This window comes from Nostoc spongiaeforme FACHB-130 (genome assembly GCF_014698475.1).
Classification (GTDB): domain Bacteria; phylum Cyanobacteriota; class Cyanobacteriia; order Cyanobacteriales; family Nostocaceae; genus Nostoc_B; species Nostoc_B spongiaeforme.
In genome coordinates, this window is record NZ_JACJTB010000014.1 from 32,558 (window position 1) to 53,934 (window position 21,377).

The window sequence follows — 21,377 nt, forward strand, 5'->3', positions numbered from 1 at the left end:
TCATACTAGCCTGCGGCAAGCCGCTAAAAGCGTCTACAGACTTCTATCAATCACCTTGGGGATAATCATTCCATAAAGTTGTAATTTCCCGTAAACTTTGGTGATTTCCATTACCTAAAATTAAATGATCTAGCAACGGAATACCTAATAATTGCGCTCCGGCTAATAATTGGCGTGTCAATTCTATATCTTCTTGGCTAGGTTCGACATTCCCAGAAGGATGGTTGTGGGCAACTATAGCGCGTGTTGCACCTTGACGAATGACCTCCCGAAAAATTTCCCGTGGCGAAGCTAAAGTTTCGGTCGCCGTACCGATGCTAATAACTTGTGTACCTAATAAACGGTTTTTGACATCTAATAACAATACAGCAAAATGTTCTTGCGCTTGCCACATCAAATCTTGACTGAGTGCAGCCGCAGCCGCCATTGGACTATCAATTGGTACGCCGTCTTGGGGACGAGATTGAAATGCACGTTTGCCTAATTCCACCGCCGCTAAAATAGTTGTGGCTTTTGCCGGGCCAATACCAGAAACTTGCATCAATTCGGCGGGCGTAACTTCTCGTAAAACTGCTAATGGGTCACGTTGATGTTTGCCTAATTCTTGCAACAAATATTGTCCTAAACCCACGGCTGAGAGTTTTCCTGGCCCTTGACCAGTACCTAAAAGAATTGCAATTAATTCCGCCGTTCCTAAAATTTTCGGGCCATAAGTCATCAAACGTTCACGCGGACGTTCATTTGTCGGGATATCAGCAATTCTTAGGCAATAGGTCATAGAAGCATTCAGGAAATAGTTACCGAGATGGAACTATTTTTAGTTATCCCTTGTTTGCGCTCCAAATTATCTTAAGTTGAGAAAATCTTTAATTTTGAAACTGGAGATGAGGGAGTAGAGAGTGGGGAGTGGGGAGTGGGGAAAGAATGTGTCATCTGTGGTGGGTGATGCACTTGTCACTCCTTCAGCCCCAACTCCCTCTTTACGCTCCTTCTACAGCCGCAATTACACCAAAAATCAGAAATAAACATCCACCAATAAAGGTGAGTTGGCGTTCAGAAATGCGTCCGGCAATGAGTTTACCACCAAGAACTGCGATCGCTGCACAAATACTATGTCCTAAAACTGCTCCAACTGTCACCCCAATTGGGTTATTACCAGCAGCTAAAGCAATGGTAGCAATTTGTGTGCGATCGCCCCACTCTGCCATAAATGTTAGTAAGAAGGCTTCAGTTACAATTGCCCAAGGTGTTTTGCGCTTGGGTAACTGTGCATCTGCTTTTTTAACTGCTGCTTCTGCTTCTTCGACTACATCCGTATCACAACTAGCAGCAGTCATTTTACTTGCGTCGTACAACAACTTAATACCGAAGGCAATAAATAAAGCAATTTCAGCGTAATGAATGTAAACTTTTGGCAGCAACGATGCAGCTTGCCCAAATACTACCGAAAGAATAGTCATTGCAGCTAAAGCGGCTGTCACTCCAGCAAACACTAACCGCCGCGAATGGTGCATCGACAAAATTACAGCGATAAAAAAAGTTTTATCACCAAGCTCAGAAACGGTAATTAATAATAAACCTGCGGTAAAAGCTGTTAACACTCTCTCAAGCTCCTAAATCATTTTTAGCGATGTGAGCTTGAAGAGAGCCAAAAGACCTCACCAAGCTCACATCTTTTCTGTGAACTTAGTGAAGGTCTCGCTGTCAAATACTTAAATTTGATATCTGAACCAGGTTCATCACCAGTATGTTGATTCAGATAAACTGGCTTGATGCCAGTAGCTACTCCCCTTCGATTAAGTTAAATATTACATCTGTCTGAAGATAGAGTCAATCGTTAAATTATCACGATTGCCAGCAACTACAATCATCTTAGCGTTCAAACAAAAGGATTAAATGTAGATATACCACAACCCTCAAAATCTTTAATATTTCTGGTAACAAGAATCATGGAATGTATTTTAGCTGTGGCAGCAATTAGTATATCAGCTTGCGTAGAAGCTTTGCTTCTTGTCGCCAGACATCATGGTTTACCTTGAGTTCTGAGCCAGCTCCTCAATTCACCTGCACACTGGGCAATTTCTGAGGAAATAGTAATAATTTGACAGTGATTTGTGAGAAAGTTTTCAAACCAGTTTTGGATTTTGGCATTTGGCTTGGCTGTCATACCATAATAAATTTCCTCAATTGTAATCACACTTAAGTTAATAGAGGTTACAGTGCCACTCCATGCTATTACCCCTGGATTTGGCAGCGAATGAGTTAACTCACTAATAATATTCGTGTCACACAGACTACTCATTCTCATTGTCAGTAAAAGAATTATTGCGATTACTGCGTGGTGGAATTTCTAAGCTGTAATCTTCTTCAATACACAACTGTTGAAGTTCTTGAAAAACTTGGGCTAGAGAATTTTGCTGATTTTTTTGCCGCCATGTTAAAAATTATTCAAAAAGCTCAGGATCTACAATAGCAGCTACTAATTGTTCTTGGGTGTAGATTAACTGAGGTTCTCTACTAGTTTCATAAATGATTGATGATAGCTGTTTTTGGGCTTCTTCAAGTGTCCATCTCATAGTCATAAACTCCACAGTTTGTTGTTCAATATATGAGTAATTATATTGTCATATTGAAAAACGAGATACCCGACTTCTTCAAGAAGTCGTGTATCTAAATATCTCGATTTTGTTAATGTTAAACCAGAGAATCTCCTCCTGATTGATTTAGGGTTAACCGTAAAACTGACAGACATAAAATTATTAAAAATAATATCAATCCAATTGTACAAGCATAGCTAATGTCTAAATTACTAAAAGCTTGTTCATATAAATAATAAACAATTGTTTTGGAACTACTGAGTGGCCCGCCTTGAGTCATAATATATACTTCTTCAAAAACTTTTGTGGCGGAAATTGCAGAAATTACTGCGACTAAAGCTAAATAAGGTCTCATTAAAGGGATTGTAATATCCCAATGTTTCTTAATACCATCCGAACCATCAATAGCGGCGGCTTCATAAACATCAGCCGGGATTGATTGTAACCCAGCTAAATAAATTACCATATAGTAGCCTAACCCTTTCCACATAGTTACAGCCATCACGCTGGCTAGAGAAATTGGTAAAATCCCCAAAATTTTATCTGGACTAGTTAACCAAGGAATTCCTTCGGGGAAAATTCCTAAAGTTTTGAGTAACTGGTTCAGTAAACCGTTTTCAGCGTACAACCATTTCCAGGCGATACCTGCAACTACCATTGAAATTACTACTGGTGTATAGTATGCGGCTCTAAACCAACTTACACCACGCAGTTTTTGATTGACTAAAATTGCTAAACCCAGGGGAGTAATGACGAGAATGGGAACTACACCCACCAGATAAAGAAAGGTGTTTTCTAAAGTTTTCCAAAACACTGCATCTTTCCACAACCGCAGAAAATTGCCAAAACCTATCCATTGTGGTGGCTGGGAAATATCTTCGTAGCTGGTGAAACTGAGGTAAAAGGCTTGTAATGCAGGCCAAAAAACAGTTAACCCCAACAGTACTAATGCAGGTAGCAAAAACAAGTATGGTGTCAGTCGTTGTTGGATGAAAATCCAATTTTTAGATGTTAGTTGACTCATAACCTTGTGAGTTCGACAACAAAGCTAACTCATATTACACGAATAGTTGCGGTTGGAGAGCGATCGCATAAATTGAGATTTGAGAATTGCTGTCTCAATGATTTTTTAGTTTATCAATTGTAATTATCGCTTAACTTGGAGCGATCGCCTGATTAACTGTAGGCAATGGTAACGCGATCGCCCCAGTAAAATGAAAGTCGGTTAGGTAAAATGTAGCGTAAACCAGCAATACCAAGTTTTTAAATGTTGGGTTTCGCTATCATCTCACTTCTCAAATGGGGATTTCGATTTGAAATTCTGCACCCTGACCAGGAGCCGAAATACAGTTTAACTTACAGTTTCTGTTAAATGTGGAGTCACCATGAAATTAAGTTAAATCTTGAGGATTTTTTCAAGATTTATTGTTCCCATCAGCTAGGAATATATTTATCTTCCAGAATAAAATTAAGCTATTTTCATATAAATCTTCAAGAAACGCTTTTTTTTATTTTTGACTTGATTCTGTTCTTTTAGCCTTTCCCAAACCCTTGATTTTTAACTTACAGGCACTTCTTTCAACTCTACTTCTCGCCGTCGAGGGACATCATAAGTCATAAAATCATAAGCCATATCTGTCTTAGGAAAAATTGCCCGTGCTTCCTGAAGCAAATCTTTCAATTCTATGGGGTTGCCTGGAGCGTAGCGAGGGCTAAAATGAGTCATGATTAACCGATGGGAACCACCTGCTAAAGCTGTTTGTGCTGCCATTGTGGTTGTTGAATGTAATCTTTGAAAAGCCATCTCTGCGTCTTGATGGGCAAAGGTCGCTTCGTGAATTAACACATCCGCATCTTTAGCTAGTTCTACCGCACCTTCTGTATAAATTGTATCTGTGCAGTAAGCTATTTTGCGGCCAATTTCTGTGGGGCCACAAAGTTCAGCACCGTTAATTACTCTCCCATCTTCCAAGGTGACAGTTTCACCCCGTTTGAGTTGACCGTAAATCCGACCAGCAGGAATTTGCAGTGCTTTGGCTTTTTCGACATCAAAACGTCCAGCGCGGTCTTTTTCGGCTACTCGATAACCAAATGCGGTAATTCGATGATGCAACTGGCCACAGGTGACAGTAAATTCCTGATCTTCGTAAACTACACCTGGACGGATAGCATGAACTTTAATCGGGTAAGAAAAGTGTGTATGAGAATATTTTGATGCCGATTGGATATATTCATTTAATCCCGGCGGCCCGTAAATATCAATTCTGTCCACATTGCCAGCTAAACCACAACTAGCCAACAAACCCATCAAGCCAAAAATATGGTCGCCGTGCAGATGGGTAATAAAAATTCGGGAAAGTTGACTGATTTTTAGGTCACTCCGCAAAATTTGGTGCTGAGTACCCTCACCACAATCGAATAACCATAGCTCTGCCCTTTGGGGTAATCTTAGGGCGACGCTAGAGACATTACGCGATCGCGTTGGTACACCGGAACTTGTCCCTAAAAATGTTATCTGCACAGCGTTTTTTTGTTTCCCTATTACTGATTTTGGCTCTTTATTCTATATGGTGACATAACAGAATCTAGAATATAGAAGTCAGAATTGTGAAAGCGTTTGATAATGTCTATTCTCAGACTTGAAAAATTTTTCTCTGATATCCTAATTTATTCATACTTCTGAATTCTGACTCCTGAATTCTTATATAAAAATACCGCAGTTTTGCTGATAAACCACGGTTACAAACCTTTTGTTATGAATTGCCTAACTCAAGTTTATTTACTTTTGGCGGAAAGATTTTCTAACAAGCGATCGCGAATTCCCATCAGTCGGGTTTGATTATCAATTGCCGAGCGTGGTGCTGGTAAATCAGTATTCGGCCAACCGGGTAAATTATTGCATGGGCAAGTTTCTGCTGGCATTCCTACGTTTCTCATCGGAACCGGCATATTACAACGGCTACAAGGTGATACTTCCCATGCGGCTGTCAGTAATTCGGCAATGGTTTCGTGAGTGCCTTCTAAATAACAATCACCAGATTCTGGCGAAATAATTTTCTGCCAACACTCTTCAAATTCCTGGCTATAGAGATCGCCTCTATATACAGGTTGAGGCAACAAGCTTGCTACCCCATTACCAACCACTACTCTCTTACCCAACTGAAACCAGTAGGCGAGATACTTTTTGACATCTTCTGTGTTTGCCATACCACGATTGTACATTCGGCATGAGGAGACTTGCTCTGTATATAGTATTAATTTTCTATTAAAAATTTGACCCTCCATCGGTAGACAAAATAATAATCAAGTTCTCTTCATTTTTCTTAATTCAATAATTTACAATTCCTCATTTATCGCTGTTGGCAATGATGTACCCAGCACACTTAAATTCAATACATGACCACCAGCTACAAGATAAACCGTGTCACAAACAACACCTAATTGCCGCACCAAAGTACCCAGGCGATCACGGAATTGTCTACCGATAGGGTAAGCAGGAACCACACCCCAACCGACTTCTTCCGCTACGAATAGCATATCGGCGGCTACGAGTTGTACTGTGTCTAAAAACTCGGCAATTGTATTTTGCCAACTAATTTCATCCTCATCTAATAGATTTGTCACCCAAGTTCCCAAAGAATCAACTAACAAACAACTCTGGGGTTTAGCATCAGCCAAAGTAGCTGATAATTCTCTAGGTACTGCTAAAGTTACCCAATTTTGCGGACGGCGCTGTTGATGTGCCGCAATGCGTTTTTGCCACTCAGGATCATCAGGATTTTCGGTAGCAGTGGCAATATAAACTACTTGTTTACCTAACTGCTGGGCAAGATATTCTGCCCATTCACTTTTTCCCGACCGAGCAGCCCCTGTAATTAAAATGACTTTACCCACAAATTTTTCCTCATACTTTGAGAAGATAATTTTGAGTTTGTTTGTTGCAAATATCTTTTAAAAGATAAAATTAGCACCAGATTAATTTGTGCCAAAATTGGCAAAAGCCAAAACTCCCAACTAACCTTTGTGAATGATTAAACACCACAAAGAGCAGCAAACTCACAGGATATGCTTATGAAAACAGGGCTAAAACGGATTGAAGCGACTCTACATGATCTCGGAAATCGAGACAACGCCACAGTCGAAGCTGGAGATTCGCCAAAGCAGCCAGTATCTTTTAGAATTAGTGTCTCTACCAAAGCTGCTACCCCAGATGTAGATATATCTGATGAGCCAAGTGTGACACCAGAACTCACAGAAAATCTAGAGATAAATTCTGTCTACGACAGCACTATTGAACAGCATTTATTTGCAGAACATCCGGCTGTAGATACATTTTCCGCTAAAGAAATAGGTAATAAAACTCCCAGCCTACCTAAGTTTAAAACTCCTAGCTTTAGTAACCATCGCCACGGAGCTAACCCAGCCTTAGCCATGAATTTGCTCCAAGAAATTCAAATTCATGTAGCGGGTTGGCAACAAGAACTGCAACATATCCTGCAACAAATTCAAGAGCTATATTTAGAAGGGCCGATAGTCAACGGTTGGTTAGAGTCTAATCCTAAAGAACCAGAACAACCAGGAACCGCCACACTCCGCCACGCGGAAGTTGACCGCTTGATGAACTATGTTGAAGAACTCTGCACTACTGGGAATAAAGACGCTTATCAATTTTCGCGCACAGGATATCGGCTGTGTGGCTTGGATGGTTCGGGTAAAGTTTGGTCACGTCCCTGTCCACCAGATCAGGTACCGACAGTGAGTATGGCGATCGCACGACATCAAAAACTCCGCCAATTATTAGCACGCAAACAATATCTCGAAACCCGTCTGAGTCAATTAGCCGAAACTCTCGTAGTTTTACACAGCCATATTCAACAAGCTTAAAGAATTAAAGACGAATTCCGAAGAAACGCGGTTGGTGGGTTGGAATTTTTTGTTATAGATTAGCACAGAGCAGGCGACCGTTGGATAGCAGGCTGTAGTCTCAAATCCAAGGGTGACAACTTAAAAAAGAATACAGAATGCAGAATTCAGAATTCAGAAGCAATGAGTAATAGGTATAATCCTGCACTAATTGTTCATCCACTGAATCTTTGATGAGTGTGTGGTGTTTCACTGTTAATACAGTAACCATCCGCCGCACTGTCTCCTCCTGACTCCTGAATTCTCTGTTGTTAAACTTAATCCTATGTCAGACATCCAAATCTCTGCCATTATCTGTACTCACAATCGAGATACCTATTTAGGTGCGGCAATTGATAGCCTGTTAGCGCAGGACTTCGCCGCCGATTTTGAGGTGATAGTGGTAGATAACAACTCCAGCGATCGCACCCGCGAAGTTGTCGAACAAAGAGCCTGCAACCCCCGTTTAAAGTATATCTTTGAACCCACCACCGGCTTATCAGTTGCTCGGAACACTGGTGCTAAAGTTGCGCGTGCCGAAATTTTAGCTTATTTAGATGATGATGCTGTCGCCAGCGATCGCTGGTTGCAAGTATTGTATTCTGCCTATCAAAGCAACCCCAAACTAGCGATCGCTGGTGGCAAAGTCACACTTTTATGGCCGCCGACAGTCCAACCACCCAAATGGCTATCCTCTGGGTTAGCCGGTAATTTGGGAGCTTATGATCTAGGTGACAAAATAGTTTATATCGATCAACCAGGCTTAACCCCCAGAGGCTTAAATTATTCCATCCGACAGAGTTTTCTGGCAGAAATTGGTGGTTTTGACCCCCATCTTGGTCGAGTCGGCAAAAACTTGTTATCTAATGAAGAGTTGCAAATGACAGAATTTGCACTCCAGCATGGCTGGCAAGTTGCCTATCTGCCAGAAGCTTTAGTAGCGCATAACGTTGCACCCGAACGGCTCAATCGCTCTTGGTTTTTGAATCGCGGCTGGTGGCAAGGTATCAGTGAATGCTACCGAGAACAACTTGCAGGCAAAACAGGGAGCCGTCAGTTATTACGCGGTAGTGAGCGTTTGATTCGGGGTTTATATAAATCATTACAGTATTTTTCTGACCCAGCAGAACGCTTCGACAAACTTGTGTATACATATTGTCAAATAGGTTATTTAAATGCTGCTATTCAGGGTCTGCTGTCTACATCCCATAAAAAATAACAAATAACAACATATATGTCCTCTAAAATTTCCGTCTCAGTCTTAATTCCTGCCAAAAACGAAGAAGCCAATTTACCGGCTTGTTTGACCAGCCTCCAAAGAGCAGATGAAATCTTTATTGTCGATTCTCAAAGCACTGATAAAAGTCTGGAAATTGCTAACAGTTACGGTGCTAATGTTGTGCAGTTTCACTTCAATGGACGCTGGCCAAAAAAGAAAAATTGGTCTTTAGATAACTTACCTTTCCGTAACGAATGGGTACTAATTGTTGATTGCGATGAACGCATTACTCCCGAATTATGGGATGAAATTGCTCAAGCAATTCAAAATGAAGAATATAGCGGTTACTATCTCAATCGCCGCGTATTTTTCTTAGGTCAATGGATTCGTCATGGTGGGAAATATCCCGATTGGAATTTGCGTTTGTTTAAACACAAAGCTGGTCGTTACGAAAACCTCAATACTGAAGATATCCCCAACACTGGTGATAACGAAGTTCACGAACATGTGATTTTGCAAGGTAAAGTGGGATATCTAAACAATGATATGCTCCATGAAGACTTTCGTGATTTGTTCCACTGGCTAGAAAGACACAATCGCTATTCTAATTGGGAAGCGAGAGTTTATTACAATCTGCTGACTGGTCAAGGTGACACAGGTACAATTGGCGCTAACTTATTTGGTGATGCCGTTCAACGTAAACGTTTTCTCAAGAAAGTCTGGGTACATTTGCCTTTTAAACCAGTTTTACGGTTTATTTTGTTCTATATTATTCAGCGTGGTTTTTTAGATGGCAGAGCCGGATATATTTATGGCCGCCTACTGAGTCAATATGAATATCAAATTGGGGTGAAACTGTATGAATTACGTAGTTGTGGCGGTAAATTAAATACAGCCAATACTGCTAAATCTGCGCCGCCATCTCTCCCCCAAAAAATTGAGCAAACGGCAGTTTAGGAAGTATGGATTGAAGGAGGCAGGAGGCAGAAGGCAGAAGGCAGGAGGTAAAAGTCTTACTATAACTAGCATTCGTGCTTTCTCAATGTCCTAATTTATACTCCGACTGCTTTATTTAGACGTGAGAGACTGGGTAGTATGATTTTCCCAGTCTCTTTTGTTTATTGACGAATGACGAATAACAAATAACCAATGACAAATAACCAATCCTTTGTAGATTTACGCAAGTATGACCAATCCTGGTTTGACCGTGGTCGTCCAGGCTGGTATGTTTTGTTGTGGTGGTTTGTACAGGCGATCGCCTTTCCCTTAACTCCCCATCCTTTTAATGGTTTGCGTTGTTTTTTGCTGCGACTATTCGGGGCGCATATTGGTCAAGGTGTATTAATTCGACCCACAGCCCGCTTCACTTATCCGTGGAAAGTTACCATCGGTGACTATAGTTGGATTGGTGATGATGTAGTTTTATACAGCTTGGATAAAATTAATATCGGTGAACACTGTGTGATTTCCCAAAAAACCTACTTATGTACGGGTAGTCACGACATCCAAGACCCGGCTTTTGGGTTAAAAACAGCACCAATTACTATTAGTAATGGGGTGTGGATTACAGCCGATTGTTTTGTTGGCCCTGGGGTAGAAATTGGTGCAAATGTTGTGATTGGCGCTCGTAGTACTGTATTTGCCAATTTGCCCCCTGGACAAGTTTGTTGGGGTAGTCCTTGTAAACCGCAGTATCCCAGGTTGAAAAATTAAATTAAAAACTTTTTGATGGTAGTTGCCAGTTGCTTGAGTTTTATAGGTTTACTCAGGTAGTCATTGGCTCCTGCTGCTAAACAGCGATCGCGATCGCCACTCATCGCCAGTGCCGTGAGTGCCACAATGGGAACATCGGCAAATTGAGGATCTCGGCGAATTTGTCTGATAGCTTCTAAACCATCTATTCCTGGCATTTGAATATCCATCAAAATTAAATCAGGACGGTATGCTTTTGTCGAGTCAATGGCTTCTTGACCATTCTTCGCCAGCACAATGCGATACCCCTTGGCTTCGAGATAGCTAGAAACAGTACTGATATTGGCTTCGTTATCTTCCACCAACAAGATTAGGGGGTCAAGAGCTAGTGTTTCATCATTGCTGGAAAAGCCTAGTTCTGAAGTACTAATTGGTTGAGTACCTGTTGTGATTTCCGGTGAGATGTCAGAAATAGGATTACAAGGCAGATCAATTGTAAAACAACTACCTAGACCAAGTTCGCTAGTGAGTCCTACTCTACCACCGTGGAGTTCGACAATTTGTTTCACTAATGCCAGTCCTAAGCCTGTGCCTGTGTATTGACGATTTAAGTCACTATCGATTTGTACAAAGGGTTGAAATAGTTTCTTGACATTCTCTGGAGAGATCCCAATACCAGTATCTGTGACTGCAAAGTGCAAGAAGTTATGCGGGGATGAAACTTGTGTAACTGCTAGGGTAATGCGTCCGCCGTTGGGAGTGAATTTGACTGCATTATTCAGCAGGTTAAGTAAAACCTGACGAATGCGTCGTTCATCTACAAGTATTTCCGGTAAATTAAGCGGACATTTGAGCTCAACTTGAATTTGTTTTTGCAATGCCTGTTGTTTGATAAATGCCAAACTAGATTGGCATAGATGAGTTGCGGAAATTAAGGTATAGTCAAGTTCTATCTGTCCAGATTCAATTTTTGCCACATCAAGGATGTCGTTAATTAACTCCAGCAAATGAGAGCCACTACGCTCAATTGTTTGTAATGCTTTGAGTTGTTGCTCATTAATAATGCCAAAGACTTCATCTTGTAGCCCTTCGGTCATACCTAAAATGGCATTGAGGGGAGTGCGGAGTTCATGGCTCATATTGGCCAAAAATTCATCCTTGAGACGGGTAGCGCGAGCCAGTTCTTGGTTAGAAATTGCCAATTTGTGATTACTCTCGGTGAGTTTCGCTTCTGCTTGCTGGCGTTCGGCGAGTTCTAGTTGTAATTGTTGAAATAAACTTGCTTGCTGAATTGCGATCGCCAATTGATTGGCAATTTGTTGCAGGAGTTGTGCTTCTGAGTCTTTCCAGACACGCTTTTCTTGACAAGCATGAACAACTAAAACGCCCCAGAGTTTGTTATTTGTCCAAGGAGTCACCCAGCGATGATTTTCTCTGTCTCGCATTTCTTGAAGAATTGGTGCGACGATTTTGGACTGAATTTGACCTGTCTGGGAGTATTCTACTAAGCAATTTGTCCAGATATCTTGCATGACATCGGGGACAATGCGTGGCTTGCCTTGCCAGTAATAATCTAGGATTTCTTGAGACCAAGTTTCATCTTCCCAGTGTTGGTCTTTGAGTCTAGGCAATCCCTCAGATATAGCTTCTTCGACAATTTGGCTCTTACCGTTAGCAAACAGCCGGAAGACGATCACACGATCGCAGTGTAGTACATCTTTCACTTGCTGAGTTACCGTTGCCAAAATCTCGTTAATATCCAAGGATTCTCGAATTTTTTGGACAATAATTTTTAGTGTTTCTTGTCGCCGGAGTTGTAAGGCAATTTTGGCTTCAGCTTGCTGTCGTACTAATAATTCCGCCTGAATTTGTTCGTAGAGATTGGCTTGTTGAATGGCGATCGCCAACTGGTATGATAATTCTTGGGTAAACTCAATCTCAGATTGTCGCCAAGAACGAGTTTCGGCACATTGATGAATACACAACAAACCCCACAATTCATCACCACAAAGTAAGGGCATCACCAAATTGCTCCGCACCTGAAACTCAGCCAAAATGTCACTGTGACAGGTACTCATTCCACCTTGATAAATGTCATCAACCGCAAAAAATCGACCTTTAGCATAGAGGTATGAATAATTTTTGCCAAAGCAGTGATCATGTATGGGAATGGCGATGATTGAACTAAAACGCTCACCTACTGATTCCGCCACAAATTCGCCGTCGTTATAGCTGGAATCAGGATAAAACTTAAAAATACCCACCCGATCAGCTTGAATTACCTGGCGAATTTCCTGACAAGCAGTGTTAAAAATCGTTTGCAAGTCTAGGGATTCACGAATCCTTTGGGAAATTTCTCGCAGTAGTTTTTCTCGTTGTATTTGGAGATAGATTGTTTTCTCGGTTTGTTTACGAGCGGTAATATCTCGAAAGATACCCTGTGTGGCGATCGGCAGTCCATTTTGCAATTGACAATTCACATTCCCCTCAACAATAATTTCTCTGCCGGCTTTGGTGAGAAATCTGGTTTCGATTCCTAAACACATAGTGCCTGCAAACAAGCTGTGCATTGCTGTTTGGCAATGTACCAATTCATCGGGATGAATGACTTGGAAAATTGATAACTGCTCTAAGTCGCTATCGTCATATCCCAAGGTTTCTTTCCATGCGCGATTCACAAATAAAATTCGCCCATCAGGGGCAATGCTTTGAATTAAATCGGTGGCGTTGTCAAAGAAATCTCGTAATTGTGCTTCTTTCGCCTGGAGTTCTTGGGTGCGCTGTGCAATTTTCTGCTCTAAGTCTTGGTTCAACCGATGTAGTGCATGATTAGCGGCTTTGCGCTGCAATTCTGCGGCTGCCCTGGCTGCAAATACTTGGAGAATTGGGATGGCTTCAGCATATTGATTTTCCTGGATGGGCTGTAAATCGATAATGCAAAGAGTCCCAATGGCATTACCGTCATCATCTTTGAGGGCAATCCCCAGATAACTATCTGCTTGTATCGTTACTAAGTCTAAATCGTCAGGGAAAAATGCCTGGACTTGGCTTTGGCAGTAAAATTCCCCGTTCTTCAGAGCATATTCGCAGGGAGTTAGAGCCATAGGGTAGGAAATTGGTGGTTGCAAGGCTCCATTTGCCCAAAAGCCCAAGGTATGGAGTTCTTCACCCACTCGTTCGGTAACGAGAGCATAAGAGACATTTAAGGCTTCGGCAATGTGGCTAACTAAGGCGGGAAAAAATTCCTCACCAGTAACTGCGGCTGTACCTTCAACCAATTTCTGTAAAGTCAATTCAATGCGTTGCCGATCGCGCAATTCTTCCTGTAATTTTTGGTGAGTTGTCGCTTGCTGAAGCGCGATCGCTAAATGCACCGATAATACTTGCAGCAGTTCAACTTCTTCTCGTTGCCACTCACGGGGGTATTGACTTTCAGTGGCATTCAGCAAACCCCACAATTGATCACCGCATAAAAGTGGTACTAAGATTTTGGCTCTTGTTTGCAGGCGTATCAGCATCTCGCGGTGACAGTCAGATAATTGGGTTGTGTAGATATCTGAGACAACACGAATTTTTCCCTGGCGATAACTATCGGTGTTAGTTGGCTGAAAGCAGGGATCATGAATTTGTTCACCCACCAGTGATAGCGATGAGTTTGCTGACTCGGCAATCACTGTCATTTGCCCGTCTGTATCAAATTGCAAAATATTGACGCGATCGCACCCTAATAAATGCCGCACCTTTTCGACTGTGGTGTTCAAAATAGTTTGCAAACTCAAGGATGAGCGAATTTGAGCGGCGATCTCTGCGATTAATTTTTCCTGCCTGACTTTCGCTTGGAGGGCGCTTGTCCGGAAGTCAACTTGTTGTTCTAGTTCAACGGTGCGATTTTCTAGTATAGCCACATGTTCCGCTTCTAATTGCACCACTCGTTTTTCTAGTATTGCTGCTAACTTGTATAATTCCAAGGGGTTGAGGGCTTGTAGCAGATTGCTTTGGGTGACAATTCCCAAGAGTTCACCTTGTTTCCCGATGACTGCCAATCTTCTAATTAAGCGTTGTTCCATGATTTGCTGCACCACCAACAAGGAATCATGGGGTTTTACCGTAAACATTGGTGAACTCATGACTATCTGAGCTAGGCAATGTTTTAAGTTCAAGCCCAAAGCTTGAAACTGCACAATGTCACGCTCGGTAATAATTCCTAGAGGAAATTGCAGAGGTTGAATTGGGCTACCACCAGTATCTACAATCATTACCGAACTAATGCGATGTTGAGCCATCAGTTGGGCGATCGCTAACATTGAACTATCAGGGGAAGCACAAATCACTTCAGTGATCATCACCTCCGACACTAAACGCAACCGCAACAAATCCACCGGACGACAAGCATGACTCAGACTTTCATGAGTTACTAACCCTAGCACCTGCTCCTGCTCATTCAAAATCGGTATATGGCGGATGTGGTACTGCTGAAGCAAATTCACCGCCGAAAATAAATCTGTCAAATCAGATTCGTGTAGGGTGACGACTGGAGAAATCATCACTTCCCTAATTGCCAAATTTGCTAAAGAATGCTGTTCTGCACTCAACCGCACAACATCTCTTTCTGTGAAGATCCCGATTAAGCTGCCATCTTCTACTACTAATACACAACTGGAGCGTGCCTCTAGATAAACTTTATCTAGTTGCCCATCCAGACCTTGAGTAGTATCACAAATATTGCGAATACCACTCATTTGGTTAATCACTTCCGTTACCAGTGTCTCTGGTTTCACGATGAGCGGATGGGGAACGATCGCCGACTTCAGTTCTGATGCTGTCAGAGAAGTTGTGTGGTTAAGCATTCATGTATTGACCAAGAAATATATAATTTATTGTTCTTATTGTTCCCATTACAATCTAGTTTTATCTCTGGGATTTTTCTAGCTTGTAATTTCCGTCAAACACATTCTCTTCCTGTAAGCTGTAACCTGCTCTCTATTGAATGCAATGTAAGATTTTCCCAGGTGACGGGGAAATTGCGCCTATCTTGTTCGGTTATACGACTGTCTCTTGTACACAAATGACTATACCCTCTTAAGTAGTAGTAAAAAATTACGTTTTTATTTTATTTAGTCGCTCTTCAACCAAGGGGTGAAAACCTGTGTACGAATGGATCTTGCCAAGTCTGAGTGAAGTTTTAGCCGACAGTCAATCAACTATGGCTGAATGTTCACCAGCCAAGGCAGAGCGACAGTGGCAAATGAGTTTAGCCGCAACAGAACATTTATTAATTGAGACTTTAGCAACAACTTCTCCGGCTGCACCAGCACTGGTATTAGCTGCACCAGCACCTTTATTTAGTCAACCAGTATTAACTCAAAACATCCAGACGGTTACTTTCACAGCCAAGCCTTTTAACCCCTTGGCTTTGATGCCGTTTCAAATGCCAACAACAGCCACAGTAGCCAAAGAAAATTCTTTTCAAGAAGCAGTGCTGCCGATACTACCTGCTGATCCCCTAGTTGCCGAGCAGTTTTGTTTGGTATTTACCGAGAAATTCCGATTAGTCTTGGTTTTGGCAGAATGCAAAAATGGCAACAAAAGATTTTCATTTTCCTTTGAACCCCAGATAGTTCAGCAAGCATGGCGAGCGATCGGAGCGCGGGTAATGCTGACTAATCCTGATTTTTGCGCGGAACTTGATGGGTTAGTGCAGCAATATTCGCCAGTAGCGCCAGATTATCGTATTGCTATGCAGTTTAGTCAGTTGCTACTTCAAGAATTGCCAGCACCAGAAGTTGCTAAAGAGTGGGAAACTGCAACCAGCATACCTCATCCCCAAACGCAAATCTCCAATCCCCAACACCCAGTTCCCGATGTGGAATTGCTCCAAGCTTTTGCTCATGAGGTTCGCACTCCTTTAACTACCATTCGCACCATGACACGTCTGCTACTCAAGCGGCGTGACTTGCCTGCGGCTGTTGTCAACCGCTTAGAAATTATTGATCATGAGTGTACTGAGCAAATTGATCGGATGGAATTGCTGTTCAAGGCGGCAGAATTAGAAACTTGTGCTGCTACAAAAGCAGCTAATACTCATCTTACGCCTATGTCGCTGCATCAAGTTCTGCAACAGAGTATTCCCCGTTGGCAACAAGCTGCATCTCGACGCAACCTCACCTTAGAAGTTGTGGTTCCCCAACAATTGCCTACAGTGGTCAGTAATCCGATAATGTTAGATCGCGTACTGACGGGATTGATGGAGAATTTTACCCGTAGCTTACCTGCTGGGAGCCATATTCAAGTGCAGGTCATTCCTGCAGGCGACCAACTCAAGCTGCAATTGTCACCGCAACTCCAGTGCCAAGACTCAGAAACAGCAGATACATTTGTCACACCACCAATTCGGAAAGCTCTGGGTCAATTGCTGATGTTTCAACCAGAGACAGGTACCATTAGTTTAAATTTAAATGCTACTAAACACTTGTTCCAAGCGATTGGCGGTAAGCTGATTGTGCGTCAAAGACCCCAATATGGCGAAGTGTTGACGATTTTCTTACCTTTAGAAGTTAGCCATCAGCAAAAGTTAGAAGTGAGGAAAAATTAGGTGCTGAATAGCTTAAATAGACTGGCGATCGCACTGCTATAAATACTTTTAACTATAAAAAAATTGGGCGAGAAGTTTTTTGTTACCTCTCAACCCATATTTAGCTAAATATGAAAGCTTAAAAGTATTACCGAAGCTTACACATCATTTTTCTTGTTAACTTTCTTCAACCTGATAGTACTCAGACCGAATAATCCCAAAGCAGCTAGTGTACTAGGTTCAGGTACCTTCTTAGGCTGAGGCTGAGAAGCAGGCGGTTGATAGTAAGTTGTGGGAGATGGTGCAGGCGCAGGTGCAGGTACAGGTGCAGGTACTGGCGCTGGTGCTGGTGCTGGTGCTGGCGCTGGTGCTGGTGCTGGCGCTGGTGCTGGTACTGGTGCGGGTGCTGGTGCAGGTGCAGGCGCTGGTGCAGGCGCTGGTGCTGGTGCAGGCGCTGGTGCTGGTGCTGGTACTGGTGCTGGTGCTGGTACTGGTGCGGGTGCTGGTGCAGGTGCAGGCGCTGGTGCTGGTACTGGTGCGGGTGCTGGTGCAGGTGCAGGTACTGGCGCTGGTGCTGGTGTAGGCTTAGGTGTACCAGACTCCTTCTCCGCCTTATCACACTCTACTTTCTTGTTGTAAACCTCAGATTTTTTGTTGTCAGAATATTTCTGAGCCTTGTCACAATCATCCTTCTTGCTCTGAGCTTCTTTCTGAGCCTTGTCACAATCATCCTTCTTGCTCTGAGCTTCTTTTTGAGCTTTATCACAGTCTGCTTTCTTCACATCAGCAGTTTTCTGTGATTTCTCATAATCAGCCTTCTTGCTATCAGCGTCTTTCTGAGCCTTGTCACAGTCTGCTTTCTTGCTTTGAGCTTCTTTCTGAGCTTTATCACAGTCTGCTTTCTTCACATCAGCAGTTTTCTGTGATTTCTCGTAATCAGCCTTCTTGCTATCAGCGTCTTTCTGAGCCTTGTCACAGTCTGCTTTCTTGCTTTGAGCTTCTTTCTGCGCTTTATCACAGTCTGCTTTCTTCACATCAGCAGTTTTCTGCGCTTTGTCACAGTCCGCTTTCTTCACATCAGCAGTTTTCTGAGCTTGCTGATATTCGGCGTTCTTGCTGTCTGCGTATTTCTGAGCTTGTTCGTATTCGGCTTTCTTGTTGTTAGCTTCTTGTTGTTTTTTGGCTTTGTCTGAACCGTAAGCTTTGTTGGCTTCTTGCTGGGCTTTATCGTATGCTACTTTTTTGCTGTCAGCATCTTTCTGAGCTTTGTCACAATCAGCTTTTTTGCTGTCTGCGTCTTTTTGATATTTCTCGTAGTCAGCTTTTTTGCTGTCTGCGTCTTTTTGATATTTCTCGTAGTCAGCTTTTTTGCTGTCTGCGTCTTTTTGATATTTCTCGTAGTCAGCTTTTTTGCTGTCTGCGTCTTTTTGATATTTCTCGTAGTCAGCTTTTTTGCTGTCTGCGTCTTTTTGATATTTCTCGTAGTCAGCTTTTTTGCTGTCTGCGTCTTTTTGATATTTCTCGTAGTCAGCTTTTTTGCTGTCTGCGTCTTTTTGATATCTATCGTATTCGGCTTTATCGGTGTCTGCGTCTTTCTGATATTTCTCGTAGTCGGCTTTTTTGCTGTCTGCGTCTCTCTGATATTTCTCGTAGTCAGATTTTTTGCTGTCTGCGTCTTTTTGATATCTATCGTATTCGGCTTTATCGGTGTCTGCGTCTTTCTGATATTTCTCGTAGTCGGCTTTTTTGCTGTCTGCGTCTTTCTGATATTTCTCGTAGTCGGCTTTTTTGCTGTCTGCGTCTCTCTGATATCTCTCGTAATTGGTTCTAGCTGTTTTGACGGTTTCTTCCGCTTCGTCGGCTTCAACAATTAGTTTGTTGTATTGCTCTTTGAGGGTTTGTATTGGTGCAGGCGCTGGTGTTGGTGCTGGTGTTGCTATCCCTGCTAGTTTGCTACTTCCTTCTCTAGAAGAGCCTGCAACTCCTACACTGGTTGCTCTTAAGCCGAATTCTTGACCAAGAAATTGATCCAGGCTTAAGGCTGCTGTGCTGTGAGATAGAACGAAGGTGGCTGTGCGGAAGTCATCTGACCCACCTTTTAAACCGTTATCGCCAATTTCGATTCCAAAGTCAAATTTGTGAGTGTTGCCATCTCCATTGAGATTCGCTTGTCCGACGCTTTCTAGTAGTCCTAAGTTACTGTAGGCTGTTGTTGTGATGTCTGTTCCTCCTACACCTGTAACTTTTAGTCCCGATAGCAGGTAGTTGTCTTTGATGTCGAAGAAGACTCCGCGAATGTCTCCGATATTTTTATAGGTTGAGTCGGTGATAAATTCTACTTTAAACTGAACTTTCCCTGCTCCTGCTATGCTGTCATCTAATGTATATTTGGCTTGTAGTGAACTGCCTGTAAAGTTTGTGGTTGTGAAGCTCATGGCTGCTGCGTTTGCTTGGGACGTTTGTCCTGCCATGACTACTGCTAATGATGATACGCCACAGGTTATGTAACCTATGAGTTTTTTTGAGTTCATTTGTGTCACTTTTTTTAATTCTCCTTTTCGCATCTAAAAAGTTTCATAAAAATGCACCGCAGCAGAAACTCTCCTTCAAAAATAAATTTTGAAGCCATTAAGCACTAAGCCTATAAATTGCTTTGCGAAAGCTAATTCATTCCTGCAAATCAGTATTTAATCCTGCCTGGGTTAGCTCACTGAGTTATCTAACAGCAACTTCTACTTGCTAGTGAGTTCAATGGAAGATGCACCTAAAGTCAATCTCTGAACTGTGCTTCTCAGTGATTGATAGATATAACTTGGCACAACAAGTTACTAAGAGTCTATAATTTTCTTTATTTTTTATCAGAACTTTAATTTGAGGAATGAAAAGAAGATTTTTTATGTATTTATATATATATGCAGTGTTTATACTCAAATGTTTAAAAAAATTGCTACATCAAGACTAATTGGCAAACTTTTTATCTATGGGACTGCGGATTTATTGATGATTTACAATCCTGACTTCTGGGGTAACATCAACAAGAACTACTATAAAGCTAGGAATTAGATGTAACAATAAATTTCGGTTATATTTACCATTTCAATGGTTTTTAATTTATGCAGATATATTCAACCTTTTAGTCAATATTCTTGTTGAAAAATAAAGGAAGAAATCAGAATAAGAGACTGTGGCAAAGCATCGCACTCATTTGTAGACTGCTAATTTAAAATTGAGTTTGGTATTGCAGCACTGATTCATCCATAACTTTGTAGAAAAGTCATTTTGAATTCTGACTTTTGACTCCCAAATTATACTTGGATAAGCTTGAGAAGTAATTTGAGTATTTCTACGAATTTACATTATTCAACATTCTAGTAATTTGAGTTTGTAGTTTATTTCTTAATATTTGAGCTTTCTGATAAGTATCAGCACGGTCTTTACCTGTATGAATCTGCTGTTCTAAGGGTTGGATAAAGTATTGCAAGCGTGTTTTCATTGCCCAAACTCCCATTGAGGGAAATAACAGCAAGATAAACATTAATGGTGATACGGGTAAAAATGGTAGTCTGATGATGCGTTGTAACTTTTTACTATTAACAGTCCAAGGATGTAAAAATTCGCTACCGATGCAAACTACTGGCATAATCGGAATCTGATAACGATCGCTCAACTGAATAAAGCTGATATCGAATTTTTGCAGTTGATAGCGTTTTCGCCAGCCTTTACCCGGCCCGCGTATGCCTTCTGGTGCATACAGTAAAATTTTACCATGTGCGATCGCTGTCTCAAAGTCATGAATCTCTGCTCGCACTGCACCTAACACCTGCGACCATTGGGATGGTAGCCACCAAATCATCCAAGGATGTTCAAATAAAGAGACATTGGCTAAGGGTTGCACTACCCATCCCCGTGTTTCACTCAATAAATAACCCAAAGTCAGAAAATCCCAAGGGAAACACATCCCCGCATGATTCATCGCCACAATCATTGGCCCTGTTTGTGGCAAATGCTCAATGTGTTGTAGTTCTCCCTGAAAATAATATTTCACAATTGGGGCTAAAATTTCTTGCCGAAAAGCTTGTTGATATTTGGGGTTAAATTCTCCAACTTCTTTTCTGGGAGGACGACAACCCAAGCGCAACCATCGAATTAGTAGTGCTAAATAAAATCCACCCGGTATCAGAAATAATATATATTCCAACCAATTCCAACCATCTGGGTCACTGTGATAATGTTGCCAGTGACGGTTAAACAAAACTAACCATCCTGGCGGATACCACAGACAAACCCAATCAAACCAACTAAATTTATAGTTTTTGTCGGAAGATGTTTCTAGCGTTTGGTGAAAGACATTCTCGGAGTGTTGATTAATCACGGTGGTTATGCGGATTAGACAACG

Annotated in this window: 16 protein-coding genes; 5 read left to right on the forward strand and 11 right to left on the reverse strand. The window is 41.9% G+C overall.

Translation table 11 applies throughout. The features are described 5' to 3' along the window. Positions 1–46 precede the first annotated feature (46 nt). The 8 genes from radC to cobU all read right to left on the reverse strand — a co-directional run bounded on the left by radC (position 47) and on the right by cobU (position 6,491). A complete protein-coding gene (radC, locus tag H6G74_RS12890; protein ID WP_190968046.1) occupies positions 47–778 on the reverse strand; it encodes a RadC family protein in 732 nt (243 codons plus the stop codon). Between the two features lie 202 nt (positions 779–980). Continuing rightward, a complete protein-coding gene (locus H6G74_RS12895) occupies positions 981–1,601 on the reverse strand; it encodes a TMEM165/GDT1 family protein (RefSeq protein WP_190968047.1) in 621 nt (206 codons plus the stop codon). Positions 1,602–2,023: 422 nt separating this feature from the next. After that, positions 2,024–2,302, reverse strand: a complete 279-nt coding sequence (locus tag H6G74_RS12900) for a type II toxin-antitoxin system VapC family toxin (protein WP_199340984.1) — start codon at positions 2,300–2,302, stop codon at positions 2,024–2,026. Positions 2,303–2,444: 142 nt separating this feature from the next. Next, on the reverse strand, positions 2,445–2,576 hold the full coding sequence (locus H6G74_RS31515) for a hypothetical protein (RefSeq protein WP_277927150.1): 132 nt from the start codon (positions 2,574–2,576) through the stop codon (positions 2,445–2,447). A gap of 118 nt (positions 2,577–2,694) precedes the next feature. Next, on the reverse strand, positions 2,695–3,621 hold the full coding sequence (locus H6G74_RS12910; RefSeq protein WP_190968048.1) for a carbohydrate ABC transporter permease: 927 nt from the start codon (positions 3,619–3,621) through the stop codon (positions 2,695–2,697). A gap of 534 nt (positions 3,622–4,155) precedes the next feature. After that, on the reverse strand, positions 4,156–5,118 hold the full coding sequence (locus H6G74_RS12915; protein WP_190968049.1) for a ribonuclease Z: 963 nt from the start codon (positions 5,116–5,118) through the stop codon (positions 4,156–4,158). A gap of 254 nt (positions 5,119–5,372) precedes the next feature. Continuing rightward, positions 5,373–5,804 carry a hypothetical protein gene (locus H6G74_RS12920; RefSeq protein WP_190968050.1) on the reverse strand — a complete coding sequence of 144 codons (432 nt, stop codon included), beginning with the start codon at positions 5,802–5,804 and terminating at the stop codon, positions 5,373–5,375. 129 nt (positions 5,805–5,933) lie between these two features. Continuing rightward, on the reverse strand, positions 5,934–6,491 hold the full coding sequence (gene cobU / locus H6G74_RS12925; RefSeq protein WP_190968051.1) for a bifunctional adenosylcobinamide kinase/adenosylcobinamide-phosphate guanylyltransferase: 558 nt from the start codon (positions 6,489–6,491) through the stop codon (positions 5,934–5,936). Positions 6,492–6,668: 177 nt separating this feature from the next. Between cobU and H6G74_RS12930 the strand changes: the two genes are divergently transcribed. The 4 genes from H6G74_RS12930 to hpsU all read left to right on the forward strand — a co-directional run bounded on the left by H6G74_RS12930 (position 6,669) and on the right by hpsU (position 10,431). Continuing rightward, the gene (locus tag H6G74_RS12930) at positions 6,669–7,481 is read left to right on the forward strand and encodes a hypothetical protein (protein ID WP_190968052.1); all 813 of its coding nucleotides are present in this window, start codon (positions 6,669–6,671) and stop codon (positions 7,479–7,481) included. Positions 7,482–7,785: 304 nt separating this feature from the next. Beyond that, complete coding sequence (locus H6G74_RS12935; protein ID WP_190968053.1) at positions 7,786–8,718, forward strand: glycosyltransferase; 933 nt, start codon at positions 7,786–7,788, stop codon at positions 8,716–8,718. A gap of 15 nt (positions 8,719–8,733) precedes the next feature. After that, positions 8,734–9,675: a glycosyltransferase family 2 protein gene (locus tag H6G74_RS12940; protein WP_190968054.1), complete on the forward strand. Its 942-nt coding sequence runs from the start codon at positions 8,734–8,736 to the stop codon at positions 9,673–9,675. A 192-nt stretch (positions 9,676–9,867) separates the two neighbouring features. Next, positions 9,868–10,431 (forward strand): hormogonium polysaccharide biosynthesis acetyltransferase HpsU, encoded by a 564-nt coding sequence (gene hpsU / locus H6G74_RS12945; protein ID WP_190968055.1) that lies wholly within the window; start codon positions 9,868–9,870, stop codon positions 10,429–10,431. Here the strand turns inward: hpsU and H6G74_RS12950 are convergent. Next, the gene (locus H6G74_RS12950; RefSeq protein ID WP_190968056.1) at positions 10,428–15,257 is read right to left on the reverse strand and encodes a GAF domain-containing protein; all 4,830 of its coding nucleotides are present in this window, start codon (positions 15,255–15,257) and stop codon (positions 10,428–10,430) included. The genes hpsU and H6G74_RS12950 overlap by 4 nt on opposite strands. A gap of 299 nt (positions 15,258–15,556) precedes the next feature. Here H6G74_RS12950 and H6G74_RS12955 point away from each other — a divergent pair, with 299 nt between their 5' ends. Beyond that, entirely contained in the window at positions 15,557–17,002 is a 1,446-nt protein-coding gene (locus H6G74_RS12955) for a sensor histidine kinase (RefSeq protein ID WP_190968057.1), read from the forward strand. A gap of 137 nt (positions 17,003–17,139) precedes the next feature. Here the strand turns inward: H6G74_RS12955 and H6G74_RS12960 are convergent, their stop codons facing one another. Then, on the reverse strand, positions 17,140–19,452 hold the full coding sequence (locus H6G74_RS12960; RefSeq protein ID WP_190968058.1) for a hypothetical protein: 2,313 nt from the start codon (positions 19,450–19,452) through the stop codon (positions 17,140–17,142). 872 nt (positions 19,453–20,324) lie between these two features. Beyond that, positions 20,325–21,353, reverse strand: coding sequence for a 1-acyl-sn-glycerol-3-phosphate acyltransferase (locus H6G74_RS12965; protein ID WP_190968059.1), 1,029 nt, complete (start codon positions 21,351–21,353; stop codon positions 20,325–20,327). Positions 21,354–21,377: the final 24 nt, after the last annotated feature.

Excerpts from the sequence above, each read along its gene's own strand:
- hpsU (WP_190968055.1), top strand. The coding sequence starts at position 9,868 with ATGACAAATAACCAATCCTTTGTAGATTTACGCAAGTATGACCAATCC.
- H6G74_RS12935 (WP_190968053.1), top strand. The coding sequence starts at position 7,786 with ATGTCAGACATCCAAATCTCTGCCATTATCTGTACTCACAATCGAGAT.
- radC (WP_190968046.1), bottom strand. The coding sequence starts at position 778 with ATGACCTATTGCCTAAGAATTGCTGATATCCCGACAAATGAACGTCCG.
- H6G74_RS12910 (WP_190968048.1), bottom strand. The coding sequence starts at position 3,621 with ATGAGTCAACTAACATCTAAAAATTGGATTTTCATCCAACAACGACTG.
- H6G74_RS31515 (WP_277927150.1), bottom strand. The coding sequence starts at position 2,576 with ATGAGATGGACACTTGAAGAAGCCCAAAAACAGCTATCATCAATCATT.
- H6G74_RS12930 (WP_190968052.1), top strand. The coding sequence starts at position 6,669 with ATGAAAACAGGGCTAAAACGGATTGAAGCGACTCTACATGATCTCGGA.
- H6G74_RS12920 (WP_190968050.1), bottom strand. The coding sequence starts at position 5,804 with ATGGCAAACACAGAAGATGTCAAAAAGTATCTCGCCTACTGGTTTCAG.
- H6G74_RS12940 (WP_190968054.1), top strand. The coding sequence starts at position 8,734 with ATGTCCTCTAAAATTTCCGTCTCAGTCTTAATTCCTGCCAAAAACGAA.
- H6G74_RS12950 (WP_190968056.1), bottom strand. The coding sequence starts at position 15,257 with ATGCTTAACCACACAACTTCTCTGACAGCATCAGAACTGAAGTCGGCG.
- H6G74_RS12960 (WP_190968058.1), bottom strand. The coding sequence starts at position 19,452 with ATGGCAGGACAAACGTCCCAAGCAAACGCAGCAGCCATGAGCTTCACA.
- H6G74_RS12900 (WP_199340984.1), bottom strand. The coding sequence starts at position 2,302 with ATGAGTAGTCTGTGTGACACGAATATTATTAGTGAGTTAACTCATTCG.